The organism is Spirosoma areae, assembly GCF_054781775.1.
Map to the genome: position 1 here is coordinate 36489 of NZ_BAAGTT010000045.1, position 26973 is coordinate 63461.

General features: G+C 51.8%; 17 protein-coding genes. 8 read left to right on the top strand and 9 right to left on the bottom strand.

Features of this window, described 5'->3' with window-relative positions; genetic code table 11:
- The first annotated feature begins 21 nt into the window (after positions 1 to 21).
- Complete coding sequence (locus ACYVI1_RS27435) at positions 22 to 1425, top strand: MBL fold metallo-hydrolase (protein WP_460914420.1); 1404 nt, start codon at positions 22 to 24, stop codon at positions 1423 to 1425.
- A gap of 32 nt (positions 1426 to 1457) precedes the next feature.
- Here the strand turns inward: ACYVI1_RS27435 and ACYVI1_RS27440 are convergent, their stop codons facing one another.
- The 3 genes from ACYVI1_RS27440 to ACYVI1_RS27450 all read right to left on the bottom strand — a co-directional run bounded on the left by ACYVI1_RS27440 (position 1458) and on the right by ACYVI1_RS27450 (position 5511).
- The gene (locus ACYVI1_RS27440) at positions 1458 to 2030 is read right to left on the bottom strand and encodes a Uma2 family endonuclease (protein ID WP_460914421.1); all 573 of its coding nucleotides are present in this window, start codon (positions 2028 to 2030) and stop codon (positions 1458 to 1460) included.
- A 99-nt stretch (positions 2031 to 2129) separates the two neighbouring features.
- Entirely contained in the window at positions 2130 to 5000 is a 2871-nt protein-coding gene (locus ACYVI1_RS27445; RefSeq protein WP_460914423.1) for a M16 family metallopeptidase, read from the bottom strand.
- 115 nt (positions 5001 to 5115) lie between these two features.
- Positions 5116 to 5511, bottom strand: a complete 396-nt coding sequence (locus ACYVI1_RS27450) for a hypothetical protein (RefSeq protein WP_460914424.1) — start codon at positions 5509 to 5511, stop codon at positions 5116 to 5118.
- Positions 5512 to 5663: 152 nt separating this feature from the next.
- On the opposite strand from ACYVI1_RS27450, the gene ACYVI1_RS27455 reads away from it, so the two are divergent.
- A complete protein-coding gene (locus ACYVI1_RS27455) occupies positions 5664 to 7457 on the top strand; it encodes a M61 family metallopeptidase (protein WP_460914425.1) in 1794 nt (597 codons plus the stop codon).
- Between the two features lie 23 nt (positions 7458 to 7480).
- On the opposite strand, the gene ACYVI1_RS27460 is transcribed toward ACYVI1_RS27455, so the two are convergent.
- The 3 genes from ACYVI1_RS27460 to ACYVI1_RS27470 all read right to left on the bottom strand — a co-directional run bounded on the left by ACYVI1_RS27460 (position 7481) and on the right by ACYVI1_RS27470 (position 13645).
- Entirely contained in the window at positions 7481 to 8311 is an 831-nt protein-coding gene (locus ACYVI1_RS27460; RefSeq protein WP_460914426.1) for a tetratricopeptide repeat protein, read from the bottom strand.
- Positions 8312 to 8407: 96 nt separating this feature from the next.
- Entirely contained in the window at positions 8408 to 9871 is a 1464-nt protein-coding gene (locus tag ACYVI1_RS27465; protein ID WP_460914427.1) for a rubredoxin, read from the bottom strand.
- Between the two features lie 177 nt (positions 9872 to 10048).
- Positions 10049 to 13645 carry a molybdopterin-dependent oxidoreductase gene (locus ACYVI1_RS27470; protein ID WP_460914429.1) on the bottom strand — a complete coding sequence of 1199 codons (3597 nt, stop codon included), beginning with the start codon at positions 13643 to 13645 and terminating at the stop codon, positions 10049 to 10051.
- A 95-nt stretch (positions 13646 to 13740) separates the two neighbouring features.
- On the opposite strand from ACYVI1_RS27470, the gene ACYVI1_RS27475 reads away from it, so the two are divergent.
- Positions 13741 to 14142 (top strand): GxxExxY protein, encoded by a 402-nt coding sequence (locus tag ACYVI1_RS27475; RefSeq protein ID WP_460914431.1) that lies wholly within the window; start codon positions 13741 to 13743, stop codon positions 14140 to 14142.
- Positions 14143 to 14166: 24 nt separating this feature from the next.
- On the opposite strand, the gene ACYVI1_RS27480 is transcribed toward ACYVI1_RS27475, so the two are convergent.
- From ACYVI1_RS27480 to cobA, 3 genes are all read right to left on the bottom strand, one after another.
- A complete protein-coding gene (locus ACYVI1_RS27480; protein ID WP_460914432.1) occupies positions 14167 to 15468 on the bottom strand; it encodes a NarK family nitrate/nitrite MFS transporter in 1302 nt (433 codons plus the stop codon).
- 50 nt (positions 15469 to 15518) lie between these two features.
- Positions 15519 to 17063 carry an alginate export family protein gene (locus tag ACYVI1_RS27485; protein ID WP_460914433.1) on the bottom strand — a complete coding sequence of 515 codons (1545 nt, stop codon included), beginning with the start codon at positions 17061 to 17063 and terminating at the stop codon, positions 15519 to 15521.
- 459 nt (positions 17064 to 17522) lie between these two features.
- Positions 17523 to 18281: a uroporphyrinogen-III C-methyltransferase gene (cobA, locus tag ACYVI1_RS27490; protein WP_460914434.1), complete on the bottom strand. Its 759-nt coding sequence runs from the start codon at positions 18279 to 18281 to the stop codon at positions 17523 to 17525.
- A gap of 276 nt (positions 18282 to 18557) precedes the next feature.
- Between cobA and nirB the strand changes: the two genes are divergently transcribed.
- From nirB to ACYVI1_RS27515, 5 genes are all read left to right on the top strand, one after another.
- On the top strand, positions 18558 to 21092 hold the full coding sequence (nirB, locus tag ACYVI1_RS27495) for a nitrite reductase large subunit NirB (RefSeq protein ID WP_460914435.1): 2535 nt from the start codon (positions 18558 to 18560) through the stop codon (positions 21090 to 21092).
- A 67-nt stretch (positions 21093 to 21159) separates the two neighbouring features.
- On the top strand, positions 21160 to 21513 hold the full coding sequence (gene nirD, locus ACYVI1_RS27500) for a nitrite reductase small subunit NirD (RefSeq protein ID WP_460914436.1): 354 nt from the start codon (positions 21160 to 21162) through the stop codon (positions 21511 to 21513).
- On the top strand, positions 21513 to 22997 hold the full coding sequence (locus tag ACYVI1_RS27505; protein ID WP_460914570.1) for an ATP-binding protein: 1485 nt from the start codon (positions 21513 to 21515) through the stop codon (positions 22995 to 22997). Before nirD ends, ACYVI1_RS27505 begins: the two co-directional genes overlap by 1 nt.
- Positions 22998 to 22999: 2 nt before the next feature.
- The gene (locus ACYVI1_RS27510; RefSeq protein ID WP_460914437.1) at positions 23000 to 23674 is read left to right on the top strand and encodes a response regulator transcription factor; all 675 of its coding nucleotides are present in this window, start codon (positions 23000 to 23002) and stop codon (positions 23672 to 23674) included.
- A gap of 152 nt (positions 23675 to 23826) precedes the next feature.
- Positions 23827 to 26946, top strand: coding sequence for a fibronectin type III domain-containing protein (locus ACYVI1_RS27515; RefSeq protein ID WP_460914438.1), 3120 nt, complete (start codon positions 23827 to 23829; stop codon positions 26944 to 26946).
- The last annotated feature ends 27 nt before the right edge of the window (positions 26947 to 26973 follow it).

A 26973-nucleotide genomic window follows, 5' to 3' on the forward strand; every position in this document is an offset into this window, starting at 1 on the left:
TGAAACCTGGAACAATGATTTATGATTATCGAACAATTGTATACAGGCTGTCTGGCGCAGGGAGCCTATTATATTGAGAGCAAAGGCGAAGCGGCCATCATCGACCCCTTGCGGGAAACCTCACCCTATATCCGAAAAGCCCACAAAGCAGGCGCTAAAATCAAGTACGTTTTTGAGACCCACTTTCATGCCGATTTTGTGTCGGGGCATCTGGATTTAGCCCAAAAAACCGGTGCAGTTATTGTCTATGGCCCAAATGCCAACACCAGTTACGCCGTTCATCACGCCAAAGATGGCGAAACGTTTACCGTAGGAAGCACTACAATTAAAGTCCTTCATACGCCTGGCCATACCCCTGAGTCAACAACGTATCTGCTTATCGACGAAACCGGAAAAGACCACGCAATTTTCACCGGCGACACGCTCTTCATCGGCGACGTTGGCCGACCCGACCTGGCCATCAAAGGTAACCTAACTGAGCGCGACCTGGCCGGTATGCTCTACGAGAGTCTACAGACGAAAATTCTGCCCTTAGCTGATGATGTTATTGTTTATCCGGCTCATGGCGCGGGGTCGGCCTGTGGCAAAAATATGAGCAAAGAAACAACCGATTCATTGGGGAATCAGAAACGGTTCAACTACGCGCTCCAGGCTAAATCGAAAGCCGAATTTATTGACAAAGTCCTCGATGGATTAACCCCGGCTCCGGCTTACTTTGCTGAAAACGCCCGGCTCAACAAGGAAGGTTCTGAAAGTTTAGACAAGGTGCTTCAGCGCGGGAGTCAGGCCCTGTTGCCAGATGATTTTGAAATGGCCGTGAACGAAACGGGGGCATTGGTATTGGATGTTCGGACTGCTGCCGACTTTGCCAAAGGATTTATCCCTAATTCGATAAATATTGGTCTGGATGGTCAATTTGCGCCTTGGGCGGGGGCGCTTATACCTGATTTAACCCAACCCATTGCGCTTATTACGCCGGTTGGTTTAGCGGAAGATACGATTGTTCGGCTGGCCCGTGTCGGCTACGATCAGTGCATTGGTTATCTTGATGGTGGATTTAGTTCCTGGCAACACGCTGGCAAAGAAGTAGATACGATTGAGTCTATCTCAGCCGAAGAATTTGCTCACCGACGACAGCAAAACCCGGCGATAACCGTAATTGATGTGCGAAAAGCCAGTGAGTTTATAGATGAGCACGTTGAGGGTGCAACGAACCGGCCCTTAGATAATCTGAACGAGCACATGGCCGAGATTCGGCGTGATGAGCCGGTGTATGTTCACTGTGCAGGAGGCTACCGGTCGATGGTGGCCAATTCTATCCTGAAAGCGCGGGGTTTTGATACCATTGTAAACATAGAAGGTGGTATGGCGGGCATCAAAAAAACGGGCGTCCCGGTTGTTACCGACACGCCCGTTATGAAATAAAGAATTCCTGCCAAGTCCAGTGCCTATCTTTTCTATAAGGTAAATAACTCTTCGACAGTCAGTTGCAGGTCGGGTATGGCTGGAGCCGCATGGAAGGTATCGTTTTCAAAACAAGTTATATTCTGCCGGGACGAGGTAAACACGCGCACCATACGAAGGGCCGGATGGATGTGCCAAACGACCTGCACACCAGCTTCAAAATACTCGATAACTTTTTGCTCTACCGGCTTAACTTTATCAGTAGGTGAGATAATTTCGATAACGAAGGCTGGAATAGGATGCTTATTGGCTCCAGATTCCCGAATTTGAGATGACGTAAAAAAAGCAGCATCGGGAATACGCATTTGTTGCTTGCTTAACCAGCATTTTGTTTCAGGGAGTAATTCACCCATTTGCTGGTAAGCGTGTGTCTGCGTGAACTTGCGTAAAATCTTCTGAATAATAGGGCGTTCAACATTCTTCATGCCATCGGTGGGTATAGCCAATCCATTCTCAAATTCATACAAAAAGCTGTCATCAGGGTTCCAGTTCAGGAACCGCTGCTTTGACATCGGAATGCCGACTACAGCTTCTTTATCTGGGGTTTCGAGCAGTGTGCTTTCCATCGCTTATGCGTTTTTAAGTAAATGTATTAAAATTAGTCGGTAGTCAATAGTTGTCCGTTCGCTGCTATAAAACTGGCGACTATTGACGACCGACTAATGTTACTGTTTCTTCTCCGGCATCAGCACCAGCCGAATATAATTGGGGCCTAAGTACTGGTTGGCGGCAGCTTTCGTGCTTTCGACCGTCACGTTGGCTAACTGCTCGGTTTCATGCAGGACTTCGTCGGGCGCGTCGCCGTTATAATATTGGTTTTGGAGATAACCTAACCAGAACTGATTGTCTTTCAACTGCACTTCGGTTTCCCGGCGGGTTTCGGCTTTAAACTTGGCAATATCGGTAGGAAGTGCGCCCTTCTGCTTCACATCGTTAATCAACTCCTGCGTTTTGGCAATAAGCTTTTCAACGTTCTCCGGCCCACAGCCGAAGTTGATGCGGAAGGTGTAGCGCGGTACCGGATACTTCGCATAGGCCGCATTGACCCCAACGCTGTAAACGCCACTCTCCTCTTCGCGCAGTTTCTCAATGAGCTTAATTTCAAGCACTTCACCCAGCGCGTCCAGTTGCGTCGTTGTTTCGGGCGACCACGTTAAATCTCCGCTATAAACCAACTGCACGGCGGCTTTTGGGTCGAGGCCCCGGTAAACGGTCTTGTTGATTTGTCCGGCTGGAATTCGAATGCCGAGGTCGGTAAACTTCTCGGTTTTATCCGTTGCGGGCAAACCGCCGAGGTATTTCTCAACCAACGGTTTCAGTTGGTCTTCCTTGAAATTACCAACAAAATAGAACGTGAAGTCGCCCGCATTGGCGAAACGTTCCTGGTAGATTTGCACGGCCCGGTCGAGGTCGACTTTGTCCAAATCGTCGGGTTTGAGCGGTTGCCGACGTGGGTTGTTATTGCCCAGCGTAACCGTCACGGTATCCTGAAATACGCCCTGTGGCGTGGGCGTATTGATTCGATTTTGCAGCGTACTACGCTGATTCGACAAAAAGCCCTTTACAACGTCGGCATCTTTTCGGGGCTGTGTAAAATAGCTGTACAGCAGTTGCAGGGCCGTTTCCAAATCTTTTGGAGCTGCGCTGCCGTTGATGCCCTCGCTCAACTCACCCACATATGGGAACACGCTCACCTGCTTGCCCGACAGGAATTTACCCAACTGAATCTGGTTGTAGTCGCCCGTGCCGCCCATTGAGGTGAGGGTCGATGAAAAGCGTGCCGACTGAAAATCCTTGAGGTCATAGAGCGAAGTGCCCCCGAAACTATTCGCCGAAAACAGAATCTGGTCGTTTTTGAAATCGGTTGGTTTCAGCACCACCCGAACGCCATTTTTAAGCGTCCACTCGGTTACGCCGATGTCGTTGATTTTCTTCTCGTTAACCACGGGCGAACCGATTGGCTGTTTTGCCAGCAGCGGACTATTGAGGGTTTTGTCTTCGTAAGCCGTCAGACCCTTGCCAGCGTTGTCGATGTAGCCAATAATTTGCTCAACGGTGGGGAGTTTTGCTTTGTCCTTTTCGGGCGCCATGACAATAACGGCCCGGTTTTCGTTGTGGATGAACAGGTCGACCAGCGCGTTGACTTCGTTCAGCTTGATGCCATCCTGCTCTTTTTTCAGGAAATTGTAGTAGAAATCAATGCTGGTGTATGGGGCCTTATCCGTAAAATTCTGCACGTATTCGTTCACAAAATTAGCTGAGCGGATTTTGTCACGTTCGCTGTAGGCCTGCTCCACATTGGTCATAAATTCCTGCTTGGCGCGGGCCAGTTCAGTCGGCGTAAAGCCAAACTGTTTCACACGGGCATTCTCATCGAGCACCGCCCGAATTGCTTTTTCAACATTCCCTTCTTTCGCAACGGCGATGGAGGTGAAGGCATCGAGATTCCCCAGGAAGGCGCTGTAATTGCTGTAGCCGCCCAGAAACGGTGGGTCGGCGCGTTGCGTCAGTTCCTGAATCCGGTTGCCGAGCATGGTGTTGAATAGACCCCGCTTGATGCTCTCCCGCAGGTCATTCAGGTTTTTTTCCTTGATTTCGGGCCGTTTGTAAATCACCTGCACAACCGTGTTGGGTTGCTCAGGGTCAGTCACGATAACGACTTTGGTATCTTTGTGAGCAGGAATTTTATAATCAACCCGTGGCTTTGGGGTTTTGACAACCGGGATGCGGCTGAATTTTTCACGAATAATCTCCTCTACCTGCTTCATATCGAAATCACCAACGGCAATAACAGCCATCAAATCGGGCCGGTACCAGTCCTGATAAAACTGACGCAGGGTTTCGGTTTTAAAGGTCGTCAGGACCGGCTCCGTACCAATAGGCAATCGGTTGGCGTACTGTGAGTTGTTCAGCAAAGCCGGAAAATACTGGTCACGCATCCGCTGACCCGCTCCGCGCCCGGACCGTCGTTCTTCCAGCACAACACCCCGCTCCTTATTCACCTCCACCGGGTCGATGGTGGCGTTGTGTGCCCAGTCTTCCAGAATCTGAAAGGCCCGCTCAAAGAGTCGCGCCGAATCGGTCGGCACTGGCAATTGATAGACCGTTTCATCGAAGCCGGTATAGGCATTCAAATCAGCCCCGAACCGAACGCCCGCCGATTGCAGAAAGTTAACTAATTCGTTTTTCGGGAAATTCTTCGTACCATTAAACGCCATGTGTTCCATGAAGTGCGCCAGTCCCTGCTGGTTATCCGTTTCCAGCACCGACCCCGCCCGAATCACTAACCGAAGTTCAGCACGGTTCTTTGGTTCGGCATTTTTGCGGATGTAATAGGTCAACCCATTTGGCAGTTTGCCAACCTTAACGGCGGGGTCGAGCGGGATAGGCGTGTTGAGATTAGGCGTTGCGGTCTGCGTGGTGACAGCCTGATGATTTGCAGATGATTGAGGTTTGGATGCGCCGGTGCGGGCAGGTTGTGCCAGCACGAATGAAGCGCTGAATAATAAACTTAGTGAGAGCGAAAAACGTACCATACGGTCGTTGGAATAGGGTTGTTTTTTGTCATGCTTCCTTCGTCAGCATGACAAAAATGTTGAATGAAAACTGATTACGAATACAGAACAATAACGATTGGAAAAGCTGAATCGTTTATCGTTTCCAGAGTAACAAAACAGCAATGACTATAGACGCAACGACGGAGAACCAGCAGATAAGAATTACCCAGCGCATTGGAATTTCCCACATAGGCGCATGAAGCCCTTGTGTCTCGTGGTCTGCTTCGACTTCGCCGTAGAAGTTCCGAGCGCAGAAATCGGCCCAGTCCACGTAATCGGCGAAGTGAGCAAGGGCATCCAGAAACGACCGGCAGGGAACCACAGACGATTGCCAGAATGCCTGTAGGTCACGTTCATCTACTTGCTGGTGCGTGCGTTTAAAAATCAACTTGCTCAGGTGTGCAAAGTCACGCAGCCGCCAGTGCGACGATTGCTCCCAGTGCAGGATGCGTTCAATTTGCTGTTTGAGGTCGTCGGTATGTGGGGTCATACCTTAAGGATAGCACTTTTTCGGCGCATCCACAAATCACGGTTTTCTGCCTGTTGTCCTGTTTTTACTGGTATCTACGCCAGGTCGTTTATAGTTTTGTTTACCCCGTAGCCTGGTAACACGGCGGATGACGCTTGTCGCTCTTCAGTTCCATGAAAAAATACACTTTTTTTAGTTTAGTGCTCAGCTTAGTAGCGGCAACCGTTTGGGCCGCCCCATCTGCCCCACTCGTTTATGAAGTCAACCTGAACGACCGCGCCGACGACCAGTTTAAGGTTACACTGCACGTGGAAGGATTAAAGCCGGAGAACGCCATTTACCAGTTTGCCGCCACTGCCCCCGGCACCTATCAGGTGATGGACGTGGGGCGATTTGTCCGCTCATTTCAGGCATTTGATAAAAAAGGACGCGAGCTGAAAACCGAGCATGTGTCGACCAACCAATGGAAAATTCAGCAGCCTGAACAGGTGCGTCAGATTCGGTACCAGATTGCCGAAACCTGGGATACGCGCGTCGAGAAAGACGTTATCTATCGGATGTGCGGTACATCCATCGAACAAGACCATGTGCTGATTAACGGTCAGGGTGTATTTGGCTTTCCCGCCGGTATGCAGGCATCTCCGCTGATGGTGAAGCTAAATTACCCGGCTGAGTGGGTTGTTGGCACAGCGTTAGACAAAAACGCCAACGGCTATTACTTAGCTGATAATTACGACCGTATTGTAGATTCACCCATTTTGCTGGGCCGCCTGACGCGCGCTCAAACCACCGTTGGCGGAGCCGCTATTGAGATGTTCACCTACTCAAAAACCGACCAGGTAACTTCCCAGCAATTGCTCGATGGGATGCAGGCCATGCTCAATGCGGCCGGGCAGTTTCTGAAGCAATTACCCGTTAAGCGGTATGCGTTTTTATACCACTTTGAGGATGAATCCTGGGGTGCCTGGGAGCACTCCTACAGTTCGGAGTATATCTTTAAAGAAGAACCTTTTTCGGCCAGTTTAGCCGCCCGCGCGACCAATATTGCCGCCCACGAATTTTTCCATGTCGTAACGCCCCTCAACATTCATAGCGAACTGATTCAGCAGTTCAACTTTGTTACGCCCACGCCCTCGGAACATTTATGGCTCTACGAAGGCGTGACCGAATGGGCCAACGGCATGATGCGCCTGCGGGGTGGCCTTATTGACTTACCTGAATATTGCGAAGAGTTGAGCCAGAAAGTACAGGTGGACAAGCAGTTAGACACAACCTACAGCTTATCCAGACTGGCCATGACGTGCTACACGCCGGAGGGCCAGAAACAGTACGTGAACATCTACCACCGGGGAGCGCTGGTAGCGGCTCTGCTCGATATTCGGCTGCTGGAATTATCGGGCGGTCAGCGTGGACTGCGCGAAGTGATCAATGACTTAGCGGCCACCTACGGCCCTAACCGTCCGTTCCCGGAGAATGAGTTCTTTACCATTTTCACGCAGAAAACGTATCCTGAAATCGCCGATTTCTTCGCCCGGTACATTAAAAATGCAGAACCTTTGCCCTTGCAGGAATACTACGGCAAATTGGGCATCAACTACAACCCTGCCGCCACAACAGGCAGGAAGCTCCCCTCACTCGGTATGCGGATGACTCCGGTCAGGGATACGATTCGACTCAGACAGGTGAGCGAACCATTACGGCTGGCCGGTTTACAGGACAATGACGAAGTGCTTAGCTTCAATCAGCAGCCTGTAAACCCGTCAACATTGTCTACCGTGAGAGGACTCATTAGTGGCCTGAAGTCGGGTGATACCTATGAATTAACGGTTCGGCGCAACGGGCAGTTGGTGACGGTAAAGCCGACAATGCAGGAGATTGACGATGTCAAACGCTATTCGTTTGAGCCTGATTCACAGGCAACTGTACAGCAAAATCAACTGCGCGAACGCTGGCTTAGGAATTTGTAATATTTCGTAACCTTCTTGGGTTCCTACTTTTTGGGTGCCGTTGCAGGTATATACACTATATTCTCGTCGTCTTGTTGCTGTTCCCGCAATTTTTCCCTGATTAAATCCCGATTGTTATGGGCCATTTTATTCCTGGGATCCAGTTGAACGGCCCGCTCAAAGTCTTGCTGGGCTTCGAGATAATCGCCCCGTTCTGCCTTAGCCGAACCCCGGTTGTTATAAGCCATGGAATGGGTTGGTTGTAGTTGGATAGCCTTGTCGAAATCCTGGATAGCTTCCACGTGATTACCCAGACGATACTGCGCTGAGCCCCGGCTACAGTACATATCGGCTTGTTTAGGAGAAAATTTAATGGCTCGATCAAAGTCCTGGAGAGCTTCTGAGTAGGCTTCCTGATTTGCCCGGATTAAGCCTCGGTTATGATAGGTCAGGGCACAGGCTGAATCCAGTTGTATAGCCTGCTCGACATCTGCCAACGCCTGGTCATGATTGCCCAGCAACAAGTGAAAATAGCCCCGATTGGCGTAGGGCAGGGGCCTGGTCGAATCAAGTTGAATAGCCTGGTCAAAGTCTTCTATCCCTTTGGGGTAATCCCCTAATTGAATGTTAGCGATTGCCCGCATATTATAGGCCATAGCACAACCGGGGACTAAGGCAATTACCTGGTTAAAGGTTTCAAGGGCTTTAAGGTAGTGGCCAGCCTGCAACTCCCTGCTCCCTCGGTCGTAGTATTTCTGGCCGATTTTTAGCGAATCAATCCGCTGCTGGTTGCTGTGCTGGCTGGCCTGGGACTTCAGTTCCAGGCCAAGTACGAATAAGATAAGACTGAATAGAGGGGCGACGAACGTTTTCATAGCAGTAGAATTTGAGGGTAGAGAAAGCGAAATGAAGGTCGCTTTCTCTATGTATCGCCACCGAATAACCAAGGTTATCCACAAATGCTATTTTTTTTAGCCCGCAATACTACCCTCTAAATTTACCTCCACCATCTCGGCTTTCAGTGTGTCGCAGGTTGAGCAGGTATAGTCGTCGGGTAGGTTCTGGAAAGCGATGCCCGCCGGAATGCCACGCCGGGCATCGCCGTGCTGTTCGTCATATACCGTGAAGCAGTGCGGGCATTGGTGTACCAGCGACAGGCCCGGCTGAGCCGGTTCCGATTTTTCGGTATCAGGTCGCACGGTTTCAGCGGTTTCAAACGCACGCCGGGCGTTGAATTTCCGACACAGGCGGTTTAGCTGATTGGGCAAGTGCAGTTTAAACAAGCCCTTTTCAAATAAGCCATAAACCCGACTATTCGGGTTGAAGTTTTCGGTGAAATACACATCGTAGACACTGAACAACGCCAGTTGACCAAGCTGGAGCAGTGGGCGTTTGCGGATGAGCACCGAGCCAAACACTTCCGATTTTGGGCGTGTTTGAATGCCGAAACACAAGCCAAAGGTGCGGGTGTCGTTTTTGGCAAAATACCGCAGCACATAGTTTTTGAGTTGCGTTCCTTCGTCGGTATGGTCTTCGGTCTGCCAGGCTAATTCGTTGGCCGCGTGGCGCACATTGATGTTGTGTTTACCCAGCACATACGACCAGGAGGCTCTATCTTTTTCTTCAATACCCTTGATAATAAGTGATTTCCAGGGCGTCACGCATAACTCGCCGACGCGTGTTTTCAGGCACAGGGCGCATACGTCCAGCAAAAATGCTATCGAAAATTGTTCATCCCGACGATACAAACCCAGCCACGACCGCTGCCCGTAGCGGTTGAAGCCTTCGTAATAGGGCAGCGAAAATTCGGGTAATTCAACGTCCCGCGTGGCCAGTTGTGTGATGAAGGTCTGACCCAGCGTAACGGCTTCATAAAGTGATGCTTCATCCCGATGCCCTGTGTCTACCATTGCTTCGTCAACGGCTTTGGCGAGCCGACCAACGTCGTTCGTGTAAATTAAGTCCGGCCACCGAAAAACGGTATTCGTCTGCTTCGGTCGGACGTAGAGATACCAGAAATGCGGTTCGGGCGAGGCAATGAAATTCAGGTTACCGGTGAAAAACGGCGTGAAACTCTGGTTCGAATCGGACAGATTTATTTTTAGCCGGGGTTCATAATCAAACTGGTCGAGTACGGTGTGGTATTCGCTTTCGCGCAGCCACGCGCCCGTCCGAAACACGTCTTCGCCACAATACGAACTGATGATATTCGGGTGCTTCTCTGTATTGACTTCATAAGCCACCAACTGCTGTTTCAGGTCTTTTTCGAACGAGCGCATAGTCTCATAATGCACCGTCATCAGCAGTTGCTGCCGCGCCCCAAACCGCACGTTCCGAACCTGTGCTTCGTGAGCCAGCGATAGCACCTGCTGCAACGCACCGGGCGACATAATGCCGCCGGGCATGTTAATTTTCAGGGTGTAATAGTCGCGCATGGTTTTAAGCTATCAGCCCACAGTTTTAACTGTGGATTTATACAGAATACGGCTTGCAGACCCGTAACCGTTTCAACGGTTTATTTTGCCCGATTCAAAAACCGTTGAAACGGTTCAGGTCAGGGGATATGTTCTCAATTTCGTATTCCCACAGTTAAAACTGTGGGCTACTAAAAATCAACTCACTATTACAATTTCACGCATTTTCTCCAAAATACTCCGCACCTCCGGCCTGCACGAGCCACAACCCGTTCCGGCGCCGGTCTGCTGGCAGAGTTGCTGAAAATCAGTGCATCCGGCCTGAATGGCCCGCTCCAGATTTCCCTGCCCGACGGTATTGCAGGAGCAAACTAACTTGCCCGCTACGGGGTCCACTTTTTTGCTGGCCCGCAGGAGTTGAAGGCGTTTCTCAGACAGTTCAGCGCCGTTGGCAATCAGTTCGCGAAATTCGGCAAACTCGTTTTTATCACCGACCAGAATTGCACCCACGAGCTTATCGCCCTGCACGATGCACTTTTTGTAGTACCGCTTCGACTTGTCGATAAAGATAATTTCCTCGTAGTCGTTTCCGGCGTTGTCGGGCACTTCGGTCAGGCCCATGCTGCACAGGTGCAGTCCCTCCATTTTCAGGATGCTGATGGATAAACTGCCCCGGTACGGCTGCGAAATATCGCCAGCAATGAAGCGAGCGGCTACGTCGGCCTGTTGCTCGGCGGCAAGGGTAATGCCCCATAGCTGTCCGTTCCACTGCGCCACCTCGCCAGCCGCGAAAATGTCGGGGTCGGAGGTTTGCAGGTAGTCGTTCACGACCACCCCCCGGTTGCAGGTCAGTCCGGCGTCGCGGGCGAGGTCGATGGTTGGCACGGTTCCGATAGCGATAACGACCGCCTGACAGGCAATTTTTCGACCCGAATTCAACTGAACGCCCTCCACCCGGTCGGTGCCCATGAACGTTTGCACTTCTTCGTTGAAATACACGTCGATGCCCCGGTCGAGCAGTTCCTGATACAGCAATTCGCTGGCTAACGGGTCGAGCTGACGTTCCATGAACCGACCTACCCGCTGAATAATCGTTACCCGAACGCCAATCTGCCGCAATGAAGCCGCTAATTCCAGCCCAAGCAACCCACCGCCTACAATGACGGCGGCCGGCGTTCCGGTGTGGGGGTCCTGCTGATTTAAAAACGGCATGAGCGAATCGGCGTCGAGCCGCGAGCGCATGTTGAAAATGCCCGGCAAACGGGGTATGCCTTTGGGCATGAAGGCGCTACTGCCCGTGCCGAGCAGAATTTTATCGTACTGATGTTCAACGCCGTTGGTATCCGTTACGACTTTAGCGTGCCGGTCGATGTGCGCGATACCAATGCCCTTGTGGACGATGATGTTGGCCTCCTCAAATTGCTCCTCGCGCAGTTTCACGAGTTGTTCCCACGACTGCGCCCCGCTGATGTAATCGGGCAGCAGCACCCGGTTGTAGAACGGGTAAATCTCTTTGGAGAAGACGTGAATTTCGTCGTCAGAATTTAACGTCCGATACGCATTGATGAAGCCCAATCCCGCCGAACCAGCCCCGATGATAATAATTTTCTCGACTGGCTTCCGATACGGCACAACCTCTACCGCCGAAAACTTAAAATCCGGCTCTTTCGAGCGCGGGTCAACCAGGGAATTGGTCAAGTTATTAGCCCGGTTCAGATTGCTACCCAGCATTTTACCCCAGTGCATGGGCAAAAAGCACAGTCCAGAGCGCACATCGTCGGTGAGTTGCGCTTTCACCCGAACCTCCCCTCGCCTACCCCGCACTTCCACCAATTGCCCGTCCTGAATGCCACGCGCTTTGGCATCGTTGGGGTGGATTTGCAGGAACGGCTGTGGGCTATGCTGATTGAGTTTGGCCACCCGCCCCGTTTTGGTCATGGTGTGCCACTGGTCACGGATGCGGCCAGTCGTCAGCACAAGCGAAAAATCGTCGTCCGTCGGTTCGGAGGTGTTTTCGTCGGGCAGCGCGTGAATCTGGGCACGACCGTTGGCCGTATAAAACTGATGGTCGGTGAAGAGCCTCTTCGTGCCGGTTTGTGGTTTGTGGTTTGTAGTTTGTAGTTTGTGGTTCGTGCCCGTTGCAGACCCGTCTTCACTGTTCACTGTTAACTGCTTACTGTTCACTGAAAAAGGCCACTGTATGGTGCGTTTTTCCTTCAATAGCTCATAACTCACGCCCGTTATATCGACGTTTGTTCCGGCAGTGATTCGGGCGTATTCGTCGTATACTTCTGATGCACTGCTGTATTTAAATTCATCGCCAAAACCCATTTTCCGGGCAAACCGCCAGATGATTTCTGAGTCGGGCAGGGCCTCACCGGGGGCGTCGATGACTTTGGGGAGGTAGGCAATCCGGCGTTCGGCGTTGGTCATGGTGCCGTCTTTTTCGAGCCAGGCCGCAGCGGGCAATACCACATCGGCAAACTGCACCGTATCAGCCCGGTTCGATACGTCCTGCACGACCACAAACCGGGCGTTTTTCAACGCGCCTTCGACAGCATTGGCATCCGGCATACTCACCAGCGGATTGGTATTGATAATCCAGATGGCTTTCAAGCGGTCGTCGGCTAATGCCTCGAACATTTCGGTGGCGGTCAGGCCGGGTTTGGCGGCAATCTTGACCGGGCTGTTCCAGAACGCTTCGACTTCGGCACGGTGGGTGGCATTGGTCACGTCGCGGTGGGCGGGCAGAACGTTCGCCAGGCCGCCCGTTTCTCGGCCACCCATCGCGTTGGGCTGACCCGTGAGCGAGAACGGTCCGCTGCCCGGTTTGCCAATTTGCCCCGTAATCAGGTGTAGATTAATGAGTGCCAGATTCTTGTTGACGCCAATAACCGACTGATTCAGGCCCATCGTCCAGAGCGACAGAAACCCCTTCGAGCGACCAATCCAGTCGGCGGTTTGCTGAATACTTTCGGGCGAAATGCCGCATAGCTCAGCGGCTTCGGCAATGGTGCGCTGCATGACCTGCTCCCGGTACGCTACAAATCCGTCGGCGTGGTTCGTAATGAAATCAACGTCGATGTCGCCGTTCTCAATCAGCAGCCGCCCGATGGCGTTGTTCAGCACAATATCGGTGCCGGGGCGGATGGGCAGATGCAGGTCCGACGAGCGGGCGGTATCGGTTTTGCGGGGGTCGACGCAGATGATTTTAACATTCGGGTTAGCCGCTTTATGGGCCTCAATCCGGCGCCAGAGAATGGGATGGCACCAGGCCGGATTGGCGCCCTGCACCAGAAAAACGTCGGCTTCTTCGATATCGTCGTAGCAAACCGGCACCGAATCTTCGCCCAGCGACAGTTTATACCCCACCACGGCCGAACTCATGCACAGCCGCGAATTGGTGTCGATGTTGTTGGAGCCAATGAACCCTTTGATGAGTTTATTGACTAAATAATACTCTTCCGTCAAACACTGCCCCGACACGTAAAACGCGACGGAATCGGGACCGTATTTCTGAATAAACGTCTTGAAAACGGCGGCTGTGCGCTCCAGCGCGGCATCCCAACTCACCCGTTGCATGGGCATATTCCGGTTGAGCCGCATTTGCGGGTACAGCAGCCGGTCGGACTGGTCCATGACGGTATAATGCAGATTCATCCCCTTCGAGCAAAGCATCCCCCGGTTCGACGGGTGCTGCGCATCACCCTCAACGGTCAACCGCCCATTCGACTCCTGTTTGACCACGATTCCACAGCCAACACCACAATAACAACAGGTCGTTTGATGAGTCATGACTTTTTAATGAATCAATAGAACCGCACCGGCGGACCGGCTGATTTTTATGATTATTAAGATACTTTTATGGTTTATTAAGTACCGTAACGACCATGAATACCAATTATCAGCACTCCGATATTACACAGTTGATTTTAAAGTGTTTTTACAAAGTGTACAACACCTTAGGATATGGTTTCCTGGAAAAAGTCTATGAAAATGCCATGTGTATTGAACTCCGTAAGGTGGGTTTAACCTGTATTGCACAACAACCCATTGATGTGTATTATGACCAAGAGAAGGTAGGGCTATATTACGCTGATTTGATTATCGATAACTGTATTATTGTCGAATTGAAAGCCGCAGATGGGTTAGTGCCTGAGCATGAAGCCCAGCTCACTAACTACCTTAAAGCCACCACCATTGAAGTTGGCTTATTGCTCAACTTTGGTCGCGAACCGCAACAAAAACGCAAAGTATTCGCCAACGACCGTAAAAATCATTACCAATCTTAAGAATCATAAAAATCAGCGTTCTATTTAAGCTGTTTGCAATTCAGCTTCCGCCGGTTCAACAACCACCGCTTTGTTGAAATTCACTAAGAACAGGAGCAGTCCGATAATTGCCACGCAGCCACCAATATACAGGAACGCCTGACCGTAGGAGATGGATTGTGACTTGAACAGAAAGCCCATGAGCATCCCGCCCACATTGCCGCCTGCGCCCACAACCCCCGAAATGACGCCCACCGCCTTCGGGTTCACAAAGGGTACGATGGCATACGTACTGCCGTTCGACATTTTCAGGAATAGCGCGAACACAAGCATGGACATAATGGCCATTGGCAGATTACCCGATTGTGCGAACAAAATAATACCGAGACCTTCCATCAGCAGCAGAGACGCCAGCAGAATCCCTTTGCCCCGCATACCATATTTGTTGCCCACTTTATCGGCCACGATGCCGCCGAGGGCACGGGCGAAAATGTTCATGAAGCCGAACAGCATGGCCCAGAAACCTGCTTCGGTTTGCTCCATCTTGAAGTTGTCGAAGAAGTAAAGCGCAGCCACCCCATCGAAGGTGATTTCCATCCCGAAGCAACAGGCATAGGCCAGGGCCAGCGCCCACACGCGGATGTCGGCGCAGGCTTTCCAAAAGCTCATTTTCTCACCCGAGGAAACGGAACGTTCAATCTGGTTATAATTGCCAGTTGGGGTATCCTGCGTAAACCGGTAATAGACATAGGCCATAACGAGCATTAGTACGCCCGGCACAATCATCGCCAGCCGCCATGCTTCGGGCTTGGTGTAGCCGAAGCCAACGATAGCCGCCATGATGAGGGGCATCGCCAACTGCGTGATGCCCCCGCCGAGGTTTCCCCAGCCACCAGCAACCGCATTGGCCGTGCCTTTGATTTTCGGCGCGAACATGATGGACGTGTGAAACTGCGTAATCACGAACGAAGCACCGATAACGCCAATGGCCAGTCGAAACAGCAAAAACGTGGTGTAATCATGGGCCAGCCCAACAAACATCACTGGCAGCGAACCAATCACAAGCAGGGCGGTATAGGTTTTGCGCGGTCCCCACGTATCGCATAGTTTACCAATAACGAGCCGGGCCAGAATCGTGGCCGACACGGCCGCAATGATGGTGTTTCCGACTTCGGGTTTGGTGAGGTTGAGGTCGGCGCGGATGGCGGGCATCAGCGGAGCCAGCCCAAACCAGCCGAAGAAACAGACAAAAAAGGTGAACCACGTGATGTGGAAGGTCCGCATCTGAATGCCCCTGAAACTGAAGATGTTGAGACTTTCGAGTGGTTTATTATTCGTTAGATTCATGGTTGTATGTGTTTAGAAAATGCGTGAACGAATAGTCAGTTAGGTTTGGGTTATTTAGTAGCTGGTTTTGCGGAGAAGAAATCGGGGCGGATGTTAATCATCAGGTACGACCAGGTGCCAATCCTGCTCTTCTCGTTCATGGTCCCCTGCTTGGCGTATTCGAGGCTGTTGGTGCCGTTCATGATGGCATAGCCGAACTCCAGACTGGTGAATTTATTGAGCGCGTAGGTCGCAATGAAGTCGTACTCCATCCCCAGTTTAGCGTTTATGTGTGCACCGGCGGGGGCATCGGGGAGTTTATTCAGCGTGGTGTTCGCCAGCGCGAAGTAATGCACATCGAAGGTCGTTGTCAGGCGGGTTCCGGCGTATTTGAACTTCAGGAACGCATCCTGCAAACCCCCGGCGGGCGACCCCGTTCCGACGTAGAAATAGTCCATGTAGCCCCAATGCCGATGCGGTGTGCCATAGAGCGGGTCGAACCGGCTGGTTTCGCCCGGTTGAATGGTCGTTGCATTGTTGCCCGACAGCACCTCATAGCCCGGCCCCGCGCTGAATAACCCCTTCTGAAATAGTACGTTACCGCCGTAGTGGTAGGCTTTTTTGATGGTCAGCCCGTCGCGGTCTTTGCCACTCTGTCCATAGGCAAACGCCTGCCACTGCACCTTGCCCGATTTAGCCGACGCGTTGCCCAACTGACCCGTCAGCATGGCCCCATAGGTCAGCCGCGAATTCGTACCGGAAACGTCATAACGTCGCCCATATACGTAACCCGCCGTTGCACTGCCGAGCGAATCGACCCGGTACTTTTGAAAATCGTCTTTAAAGAACAGAGCCGAGAACTTTGTCTGGTTGAATTTGCGCGTCAGGTAAGCCATCTGAAACGACTTGAACTGCTGATTCTGACCGTTGGTGCTCAGGGGCGTAGCCAACACTGGCGCACCGCCCTTCCCCAACGTGGGCAGAAAACCAGCCGGAATGGCCAGCGTCACGTTTTTGCTGGACAGGGCCGAAGCAGGCGCGTTACCAGCCGTGTAATAATCACCCACCGTTCCGAATGCGTCGTTGTTCTGATTAAAACCCACACCTAAATCAAAGGCCCAGCCGAGGTGTTGCCCTTTGAGCAAAGCTGCATCGAACCGACGGCCCTGCTGGAGCCAGTCGAGATTGCCCAGTAGCCGTACATCATCATAAACCAGTTCCTGCCGGCCAATTTTGAGCGACAGGTTCTGAATCGCCCTGAATTTAATCGTCGTATCGGCACTGTTGGCGAGCGTAATTTCGGCCCAGGCTTCGTGCACCATCAAGCGGTTTCCGTCGGCGTTATTGATGGTGGCGGCATCCTGTCCCCACACCCGAACATCCTGAACGGCCGTCTGAAACTGGACCCGGTCCCATTTGTAGCCAAACGTGAGCCGGGTGCGCTGCGAAGTAAAAAACGCGGCAGGCGCATCTTTCGGGGCCAGATTACCGAGTCCGTTTCGCAATTCGGTACGGGTACGAAGCTGACCGATTAAGGAGAACTGCGCGTTGACCTGCGGCAGTAAACCCAGTAGGAACAGACTCAAAAGCGATAGTCTCGTGCGGTAAGATTTCATCCTGTTAATGGAGTAAAAAGAGAAAATGAATGGCGTTGACACACAGCACTCCCAACCCACGCAAGGGTGGTACAAGTCAGGCAGTTAGCGAACGGAGAAGCAGGCGTTGGGCGAATCGGATTCGGATGTTTGGAACAACACCCTGCCCTACGGCGGGAGAAAGCGTATTTGCTTTACGGATTTTTTTTCATTTTCTTTGAAGCGTTTGTGTTTTTCGCATAAACAACCCTGTTTTAGCCGGTCCAAAGGTGCCCCCACACCGGATCGGCTTTTTTTGTTTTTAGTTTGAGGTTTGTAGTTGGCTGACGCGAGAGTAGCTGACGCGTCAGTTGTATCCTCGGTCTGTGAGGACACAGACCGCTCTGGCGTCAGCAAGATACCCCACAATGCGGTCTGTGAGGACACAGACCGAGGATACAACCGACCGTAAACCGAATACCAAAAACTACAAACCTCAAACTAACCAGCCACTGCCGCCCCGCGCAAACACTCCGCCAAATACGACGGATGCAGCGTCACGACCTCGCCGATGATGAGCACAGCGGGCGCCCCCACGCCCTGCTCGGCCACCAACTGCGGAATATTCCAGACCTGGCCAACCACGCACTGTTCATCAGCACGCGTTCCGTTCTGCACCACCGCCATCGGTAACTGACCGCGTCCGGCCTGGCAGTAGAGGGTGCATATTTCGCTTAATTTGCTCATCCCCATCAGCACCACCACCGTTGCCTTCGCCTGAACGGCTAAGCGCATGTCGTCGGCCAGGTCGCCAGTACGGGTGGTGCCGGTGATGACCCAGAAGCTCTCGCTGATGCCCCGGCTCGTGACGGGAATGCCCTGCGAAGCGGGTACCGCAATGCAACTCGATACGCCCGGCACTACCTCACACGCAATGCCGTATTGCCGCACGTATTCATATTCTTCGTACCCCCGCCCGAACACATACGGGTCGCCCCCTTTCAGCCGCACCACGTGACCGTGCTCCTGCGCCAGCCGAACAATTAGGTCGTTGATTTCCTCCTGCGTGAACGATGCCCGGCCTGCCCGTTTGCCTACGTACATTTTCAGGGCACGTTCGGGAGCGAACTCCAGCAGGCTGTTATTGGCCAGGTCGTCGTATAAAACAACGTCGGCCTGCCGAAGCGTTCTGATTCCTTTTAAGGTAATCAATTCGCCGTCGCCGGGACCCGCCCCCACGAGTGTTAGCTTTGGCTGCATCGCTTTCGTTAGTTAGTGACAAATAGTTGAATAGTACTATATCCGGAAAATCCAAATAGTCAATCGAATGGGTCAAAAGTAAAGTCATAATTTGGAAAAACAATAGCTTTACAACAAAATTAAGATTAAAATTTAACTTACTTGAAACATTATTCTATGTTTTTATCAAAAATCAGTTTAAATTTGATGGTCGCTATTTTAGAACATACGGGGGTTATTCTAAAAATAGTTCAATTTAAAAACAGGTTTGTTTTATCAGTATAGTTATTATCAACTATGAACACAAACACAAACAAGCGGGTCATCGTCATTGGCAACGGCATGGTAGGCTACAAGTTCTGCGAGAAATTAATCGCCAAAGAAAAAAATGAACCGCGATTTTCGCTGACGGTTTTCGGGGAAGAACCGCGTGTAGCCTACGACCGCGTTCACCTAAGTGCCTATTTTGATGGCAAAACAGCCGATGACCTGACGCTGGCGCCTATCGAATGGTATGCTGAAAACAACATCACACTCTACCTCACCGACCCGGTAGTGGATGTTGACCGGAAGCGGAAGGAGGTCCGGTCGCATCATGGTGTCGTGGTGCCGTATGACTATTTAATACTGGCCACCGGTTCAGGCGCGTTTGTACCCCCGGTAGCCGGTGTCGAAAAAGACGGGGTCTTTGTTTATCGCACCATCGAAGACCTTGAACTTATTCAATCGTATGCGCGTAAGGCCCGCCGGGGAGCCGTGCTGGGGGGCGGTTTGCTGGGGCTGGAAGCCGCCAAAGCGTTGCTGGATTTAGGTATGGAAGAAGCCCATGTGGTGGAATTTGCTCCTCGCCTGATGCCCCGGCAAATTGACGAGGCAGGTTCGGGTGTTTTGCAACGGCAATTAGAATCCCTCAAACTGAATATTCACCTGTCGAAAAGCACCCAGGAAATCACTGGCGACGATGCCATTACCGGGCTTCAGTTCACCGACGGGTCGCACTTGGCCGTTGATATGCTGGTGATTTCGGCGGGCATTCGTCCGCGCGATGAATTAGCGAAGTCGGCGGGTTTAGACACGCACCCGCGCGGGGGCATTCTGGTGGATAACTTCCTGCAAACATCCGACCCGGCCATTTTCGCTATTGGCGAATGTGCCGTAGCCCACCACATGATTTATGGGCTGGTGGCTCCCGGCTACGAAATGGCCGAAGTCGTGGCGTCGCGGCTTATAGGTCATCAGAAAGAGTTCAAGCCTTACGACATGTCCACGAAACTGAAGCTAATCGGCACTGACGTCGGCTCGTTTGGCGACCCGTTTGCAACTGAACCGGCCTGCCGCACAATCGTCTACGAAAACAGGGCAAAGGGAGTTTATAAACGAATTAACGTGTCGGCAGATGGAAAAGAGCTACTGGGTGGAATTCTGGTGGGCGATGCCGAGCAGTATAACATGCTGCTGCAAACCTGCAAGAACAGGACCATCCTCCCGCCCGACCCCGAAGACCTGATATTAGGCTCACGCGGAAACGCCGGACCGGGGGGCGAAGAATCGGGTGCGGGGGTTATGGGCCTGCCCGACGACGCGCTCATCTGCTCCTGCGAAGCCATCACAAAAGCCATGCTCTGCCACGAAATCGGCGAAAACGGGCATACCACGGTTGATGCGCTCAAAAAAGTGACGAAAGCCTGCACGGGCTGCGGAGGTTGCACGCCGATGGTGAAAGACCTGATTCAGGGCGTGATGAAACAGCAGGGCATCTACGTCCGTAACATACTCTGCGAACACTTCGAGTACACCCGCCAGGAATTGCTGGACTTAGTGAAAATTAACGGTCTGAAAATGTACAGCGCCGTGCTCGACCGGTGCGGCAAAGGCGACGGCTGCGAAGTTTGTAAGCCTGCTGTAGGGTCGATTCTGGCCAGTCTCTGGAATGAAAACATTCTGGAAAAAGGCCGGGCTACCATCCAGGATTCTAACGACCGCTTTCTGGCCAACATTCAGAAGGGTGGTACCTATTCTGTCGTGCCACGCATTCCGGGCGGTGAAATCACCCCCGACAAACTGATAGTACTGGGGCAGGTGGCGAAGAAATACGGGCTATACACCAAAATCACGGGCGGTCAGCGCATTGATTTGTTTGGTGCCCACGTTGGCGATTTGCCTATAATCTGGGAAGAGTTGATTGCGGCCGGATTTGAGAGCGGTCATGCCTACGGAAAATCATTGCGGACGGTGAAAAGCTGTGTGGGCAGCACCTGGTGCCGCTATGGCGTGCAGGATTCAGTTTCGTTCGCCATCGAGGTGGAGGAACGGTACAAAGGCGTTCGGTCGCCACATAAAATCAAGTCGGGTGTATCGGGTTGCACCCGCGAGTGCGCCGAAGCGCAGAGTAAGGATTTTGGCATCATCGCTACGGAAAAGGGCTGGAACCTATATGTGTGCGGCAACGGTGGCATAAAACCCCAGCACGCGCAGTTGCTGGCTTCCGACGTAGACAAAGACACCTGCATTCGCTACATCGACCGGTTTCTGATGTTCTACATCAAAACCGCCGACCCGCTCACCCGCACGGCAACCTGGCTGAACAAAATGGAGGGCGGCATGACCTACCTCAAAGCGGTTGTCGTGGATGATGTGCTGGGTATTGCTACCGACCTGGAAGCCGACATGCAGCGGTTGGTAGATACGTTTACATGCGAATGGACCGAAGTAGTGGAGAATCCCGACCTCCGCCAACGGTTCGCTCATTTCGTGAACGCCCCCGAACAAAAAGACCCAACCGTTCAATTCGAGCGGCTACGCGACCAGAAACGAGCGAAGGAGTGGGTGTAAACTTCCCCTCACCCCCGGCCCCTCTCCCTGGGGGTGAGGGTTAATTAACAAAACTACTATACAACCAATGGAAACGCTCTCAATCAAAAAAGACGAAATTACCTGGCACGCAGCCTGCCGGACCGACCATATTCCCGAAGACGGGGGAGCCTGTGTACTGCTTGGCGGTCGGCAGATTGCCATTTTTAACTTTGCTCGCCGGGGCGAGTGGTACGCAACCGACAACGAGTGCCCACACCGCCAGCAGATGGCCCTCGCGCGGGGCATGATTGGCAGCCAGGGCGACGAGCCTAAGGTGGCCTGTCCGTTCCACAAAAAAACTTTCTCCCTTAAAACAGGTCAATGCCTCAACGATGATGGTTATCAGATTACTACTTTCCCAGTTAAAGTAACCGACGGAATGGTGTATATTGGAGTATGATGAAGCAACTCGATCAGCAGGTAGCCCGCCGATTAACCCGGTTTTACGTGATAGCCCTCACGGTCGTTGCCGTGTTGTCGTTAAGTGGACTTCTGTTCATCAAACGTACTCTCCAGAATCACTACGACGATAGCCGGGTGGTGAATGTGGCGGGACGCCAGCGAATGCTGAGTCAGCGGCTAACGAAACTTGCCTTGTTGCGAATGGAGGGACTATCGGCGGCTGATACCGTTTCGTTCGACTCGTTGCTGCACACCTGGAGCGAGAGCCACATTCAGTTGCGGACTGGCAGACTTCAAATGGAGAAGCCGTATACCGTGCGGAAAAGTCCTCGGTTAGATAGCATGTTTACGCACATTGAACCGGTGTTTCAGTCTATCTATCAGGGGTTTACACACATCAATAGCGCCAATACGCTGCTGGCTGAAAAAAAAGATGCACTTGGGGTTATCCTGCGGGATGAGGTTTCCTTTTTGCAGCAGATGAACGACATCGTTTTTCAGTTCGACACCGAAAGCTTTGAACAGGTAGAACACCTTGAGCGAATAGAATGGCTATTAACCGTTGCTACTGTATTAACCCTGCTGGTTGAAGGTTTATTTATTTTTCGGCCCGTTGTCGCGCACACAAAAACCATCATTCGCCGATTAGCCAAATCAGAAAATTCATTGCAGCAGGTAAATAATCGGCTGGAAATCACAAACCGGGCCTTAGAAGCCACCAATGAAAGCCTGGCCTTCGCCAATCGTAAACTCCTTGATACGCAGCAGGAACTTGTTCGCACAACGGAAGAAAAATACCAGCTAAAACTCGCCGAAGACCTGGTCCGTTCGGCGGCTTTGCTGGAAGGTCAGGAAGAAGAACGACGACGCTTTGCCCGCGAACTGCACGACGGCATCGGGCAAATGCTGACCGGCCTGAAACTTCATGCCGAAAAGCTGAAATCCATGTCATTGGCCGACGAGAAACAACGGCAGCGATTTGCCGAACTCTGCGAGTTGATTGCTGATATTATTCAGACAACCCGGCAGGTATCCTACAATCTGATGCCGTCGACGCTAAGCGATTTCGGGTTGGGGGCCACGTTGCAATTGCTGGCCGAACAAACAAGCCGCTCGTCGGGTATAACTATTGTGTTTGAGGGCAACCGCGACTCTGCCCGGGTCAGCCCGGCAATGGAAATTGGCTTATACCGCATCGCGCAGGAAGCCCTGAACAACGCGGTGAAATACGCTGAGGCTCAGGCCATACGCATTGAGTTGACCCAGGAGAATCATACACTTTCACTATCGGTTGAAGACGATGGGCGAGGATTTACGCTGAAAACGAATCGGCAGAACCAGAACCCGGTATCGGTTGTGAATGGCCTTGAAAATATGCGAACCCGTGCGCGGTTGCTCAACGGCGACTTAACGATTACCTCCAAACCTAAAAAAGGCACAGCCGTTCGGGTGTGTGTTCAGTTGCCAGATAACGCTCAATAGCTATGTCGATACGAATTCTTATTGCCGACGACCATTCTGTGGTTAGAAAAGGGATTCGGACGTTACTGGAAGACGAATCCGATATGCAAATCGTGGGCGAGGCCGCCGATGGCGACGAAGCCATTGCCCTGCTTTCGGGCATTCAGACGGACGTTTTATTATTAGATATCACGATGCCCCGCATGTCGGGTATTGACGCGCTGAAGGTTATCTCACAGCAGTATCCGAAGGTCAGAACGCTGATGTTCAGTATGCACAACAACCCGGATTATATTTTGAAAGCCGTTCAGAACGGAGCCGCCGGGTATTTGCTGAAGGATACCAATCAGGAAGAAATATTACGGGCCGTTCGCACGGTGGTCGATGGCGAATTATACTATCCGCCCAATGCGTCTTCGGTGATTATCCAGCACTTAGTTTTACCAAACAATACCCAGCGGAAAGACCTAAAAACGGCCGTTTCACAAAAACCCTCTATCTGGAATAAAATCACCTCCCGCGAAGCCCAAATCCTGACCTGCCTGATGGAAGGCATGAGCAGCCCCGAAATAGCTGATCGCTTCGGCATCAGCCCCAACACCGTAGCCAACCAACGGGCGAGTATTCTGCGAAAAGCGGGCGTCAAAAACACGGTTGATTTGACCCGAATCGCCTTAGAAGAACGAAGTAGGTTATAAACAATCTGTCTTTTTACAGGCGTAAATAGTAGGCAGACCCTACCGAATAATAAAATCTATTGGCTTGCCCACGATTTCTGTAGTGGTATTTGCCTATATGGATAGAATTTTGCTGGATAAATAGTTGATTTGTCTTACTATTTATAGGAAAGATGCAACTATCATATAGGCATTTACTGATAGGTTGGCTTTTGCTGCTGGCACTCTACCGGCCATTATATGCTCAGACGCCTTCCCGGCCTGATCAACCTGTTTGCGGTACACAAGACCTGACACCGGCCCAGGCCGAAGACCTTCGTAAACAGATTGTTCTGGCTCTCAAACGCAAAATGGCTGCCAGAAGGGCTTTCACAGACATTACCTATGTACCTATTCGCCCACACATCATTCGCCGGAGCGATGGTACGGGGGGGTTTGAATTATCCAGCTTAAATGAAGTAATGGCAGCTACGAACCGTTACTTTTTACTGAATGGATCGGGAATTCAATATTACTTTGCTGGTATCATCCCTAATTATATAGATAACGACGGACTTTACGAAAATTTCAGTGAAAACTCGCCCATAAACGGCTATAATGTTACTAATGCATTAAATCAATATTATGTCCATACGATAGTAGAGGGTTTTTCAGGACTAGCAGACTTCCCGGCGGATAATCCAAATTCAACCCGGTCAATCATCGTGGTAGATAATGCCAATCATGTCAAACAATTCCTCGGCTCTTATACGATTCCGCATGAATTAGGCCATACCTGGGGGCTTCTCCATACCTGGGGCTACGGAATTGGCACGATGCTAACCGACGAATTAGTCACGCGCGGAGCAGGTGCTAACTGCAACTCAGCCGGAGACTTTGTTTGTGATACGCCTGCTGATCCCTATAACGTTCCGGGTATTAATTTTATCAATCAAGGTTGCCCACAATATGACCCTACCAGCACCCCACGCGATGCCAACGGGGAACCCTTCAATCCATCAACAACAAATATTATGTCGTACTATGTATATCCTGGTTGCCCAAGCGACTTTACACCAGGTCAGTACGACCGAATACAGCAAGGTTTAGCATTACGCCAAAGCCATACAACATATACACTCGATGCCCCGGCTACCAATGTAACGCCCCCTACCAATCTGGCGAACAGCCTGAATGGCCTTTCCGTCGTGCTGACCTGGCAGGACAATGCTAACAACGAAATGGGCTACTTCATTGAACGCTCTACCTCGCCCAATGAAGGGTATGTAGCGGTTGGTGGGGTGGCTCCTAATGTAACCACTTTTACAGATACACGGGTTGCACTGGGCAGCCAGTATTATTATCGTATCCGCCCCTCTAATACGACGACAGGCAACCTAAGTTTAGTCCTTCCCGTTTATGTCTGCCCAACGCCATCCTCTCCCAATAGCACCTCCATTTCCCGCACCTCGGCGTCGCTATCCTGGAGCGGTTTCAGTGGTCAAACCTATTCTCTGCGCTGGCGGGTGGTTGGCACTACTCCGGTGAACGTTGTCAACAACATAACCAGCACGTCGTATTCGCTAACCGGACTGTCTTCTCAGACAGCTTATGAATGGCAGGTGCAGGGCGTTTGCTCACCTACCGTTAGCTCAACTTTTACTAACCCACAGACGTTCACAACGCTTGCCTGTCAGGTTCCACAGTTCGCCGGTACGAGCAATGTTGGAGGGGCATCCGCCCAGTTTTACTGGTATGCCACGTTCAACGATCCGGACCGAACAACTGAACTTCGCTATCGGGTGGTGGGCACCCCTGGCTGGATAACCATTGGTAATCTGATGGGTTCTTCCTCTAATTCAACCTACACGTTAACTGGTCTGACCAATAACACAACTTACGAATGGCAGCTCAGGAGCCGATGTACGGCTACCGAGTTTTCAGACTACACGCCGGTCGCTACCTTCACCATCAACTGCCGAATGCCAGCCGGACTTACCGACACGCCCACGGCTACCGGCGCAACGTTGGGTTGGAGTATTAGCAGCGCTCCCGATCCGGGCACGGCCTATGAGGTGCAATACCGTCCGGTTGGCAGTACGGCGTGGAATACCGTCGGTAATAGTAGCAGTCGTTCGTACACGCTGGCGGGATTGACCAATAATACGCCATACGAATGGCGGGTTCGCACGGCCTGTTCAGCCAGTTCTTATTCGGATTACTCTACCCTAAAAAGTTTCACAACCGTTTGCAGAACTGTTGCAACGAACGCGTTCTTTCCTCAGTTGGCAACGCCAACGTCGATCCAATTGAGATGGAACGTAATTAATGATGTTGGCACCCAGTACGACATTCGCTATCGGCCGGTAGGCTCAGCCAACTGGCTCACGGTCAGCACTACCAGCAGTACTACGTCTACGGTGGCCTATACATTATCGGGGCTAACCAGCAATACGACCTATGAGTGGCAGGTTAGAACCGTGTGTTCGCCGACCCAGAGTTCAACCTATACGCCGGGGCCTAACTTCACGACCCTGGCAGTGTGCCCGGTTCCGATTAATTTATACCCCACCCCTCTGGTAACATCGGTGTTTATAATCTGGAGCCAGATGGGCGCTGATGTTACTTATGACGTTCAGTATCGGGTGGCCGGTACGACCGACTGGACAACGACGATTAGTAGTTTGACCACCAATTCAGTGACCATCACCGGCCTAAATACCAATTTTGGCTACGATTATCAGGTCCGAACCCGATGCAGCGATGGCAGCTACTCCGGCTTCTCCTCGGTGCGTACTTTTTTCACATTGCCCTGCACTTTACCCTTTAGCTTACTAACTACGAACCTCACGGTTGCATCCGCTCAGGTAAACTGGAGTTTTTACAATGCCAGCCCCGGAACACGCCAGCAGGTTCGCTACCGGGTAGTAGGCACAGCGAACTGGAGTGTTGTCAATGATTTAGTGAGTACAAATGGGGCCGGTTCTGCGGTGCTGACGGGGCTGAGTAGCGGCACTATGTATGAGTGGCAGATTCGCACCCTATGCTCAGGCACAGAAAGTTCTGACTTTAGTACTTCTGTTACCTTCCAGACGCCTGCAACCTGCCCCACTATGTTCACTGTGAAAGCTGGTTCGTGGAATGACCCGACGGTTTGGTCATGTGGCCGTCTACCCGTCAGCAGCGATGTGGTCCAGGTGAAGCATCTGGTAACGATCCCCCCCGGTTATCTGGCCATGGCAAAGCGCGTGGGCTTCGATGCCGGACAAACTCTGAGTTATGGGGCCAGCGCCCAGTTGAAAGTAGGGTTTTGATGTGACTACAGGCTCCATCGAGGCTGA

What these genes read in the sequence shown, in the direction of transcription:
- ACYVI1_RS27435 (WP_460914420.1), top strand. Translation starts at nt 22, where the DNA reads ATGATTATCGAACAATTGTATACAGGCTGTCTGGCGCAGGGAGCCTAT.
- ACYVI1_RS27440 (WP_460914421.1), bottom strand. Translation starts at nt 2,030, where the DNA reads ATGGAAAGCACACTGCTCGAAACCCCAGATAAAGAAGCTGTAGTCGGC.
- ACYVI1_RS27445 (WP_460914423.1), bottom strand. Translation starts at nt 5,000, where the DNA reads ATGGTACGTTTTTCGCTCTCACTAAGTTTATTATTCAGCGCTTCATTC.
- ACYVI1_RS27450 (WP_460914424.1), bottom strand. Translation starts at nt 5,511, where the DNA reads ATGACCCCACATACCGACGACCTCAAACAGCAAATTGAACGCATCCTG.
- ACYVI1_RS27455 (WP_460914425.1), top strand. Translation starts at nt 5,664, where the DNA reads ATGAAAAAATACACTTTTTTTAGTTTAGTGCTCAGCTTAGTAGCGGCA.
- ACYVI1_RS27460 (WP_460914426.1), bottom strand. Translation starts at nt 8,311, where the DNA reads ATGAAAACGTTCGTCGCCCCTCTATTCAGTCTTATCTTATTCGTACTT.
- ACYVI1_RS27465 (WP_460914427.1), bottom strand. Translation starts at nt 9,871, where the DNA reads ATGCGCGACTATTACACCCTGAAAATTAACATGCCCGGCGGCATTATG.
- ACYVI1_RS27470 (WP_460914429.1), bottom strand. Translation starts at nt 13,645, where the DNA reads ATGACTCATCAAACGACCTGTTGTTATTGTGGTGTTGGCTGTGGAATC.
- ACYVI1_RS27475 (WP_460914431.1), top strand. Translation starts at nt 13,741, where the DNA reads ATGAATACCAATTATCAGCACTCCGATATTACACAGTTGATTTTAAAG.
- ACYVI1_RS27480 (WP_460914432.1), bottom strand. Translation starts at nt 15,468, where the DNA reads ATGAATCTAACGAATAATAAACCACTCGAAAGTCTCAACATCTTCAGT.
- ACYVI1_RS27485 (WP_460914433.1), bottom strand. Translation starts at nt 17,063, where the DNA reads ATGAAATCTTACCGCACGAGACTATCGCTTTTGAGTCTGTTCCTACTG.
- cobA (WP_460914434.1), bottom strand. Translation starts at nt 18,281, where the DNA reads ATGCAGCCAAAGCTAACACTCGTGGGGGCGGGTCCCGGCGACGGCGAA.
- nirB (WP_460914435.1), top strand. Translation starts at nt 18,558, where the DNA reads ATGAACACAAACACAAACAAGCGGGTCATCGTCATTGGCAACGGCATG.
- nirD (WP_460914436.1), top strand. Translation starts at nt 21,160, where the DNA reads ATGGAAACGCTCTCAATCAAAAAAGACGAAATTACCTGGCACGCAGCC.
- ACYVI1_RS27505 (WP_460914570.1), top strand. Translation starts at nt 21,513, where the DNA reads ATGAAGCAACTCGATCAGCAGGTAGCCCGCCGATTAACCCGGTTTTAC.
- ACYVI1_RS27510 (WP_460914437.1), top strand. Translation starts at nt 23,000, where the DNA reads ATGTCGATACGAATTCTTATTGCCGACGACCATTCTGTGGTTAGAAAA.
- ACYVI1_RS27515 (WP_460914438.1), top strand. Translation starts at nt 23,827, where the DNA reads ATGCAACTATCATATAGGCATTTACTGATAGGTTGGCTTTTGCTGCTG.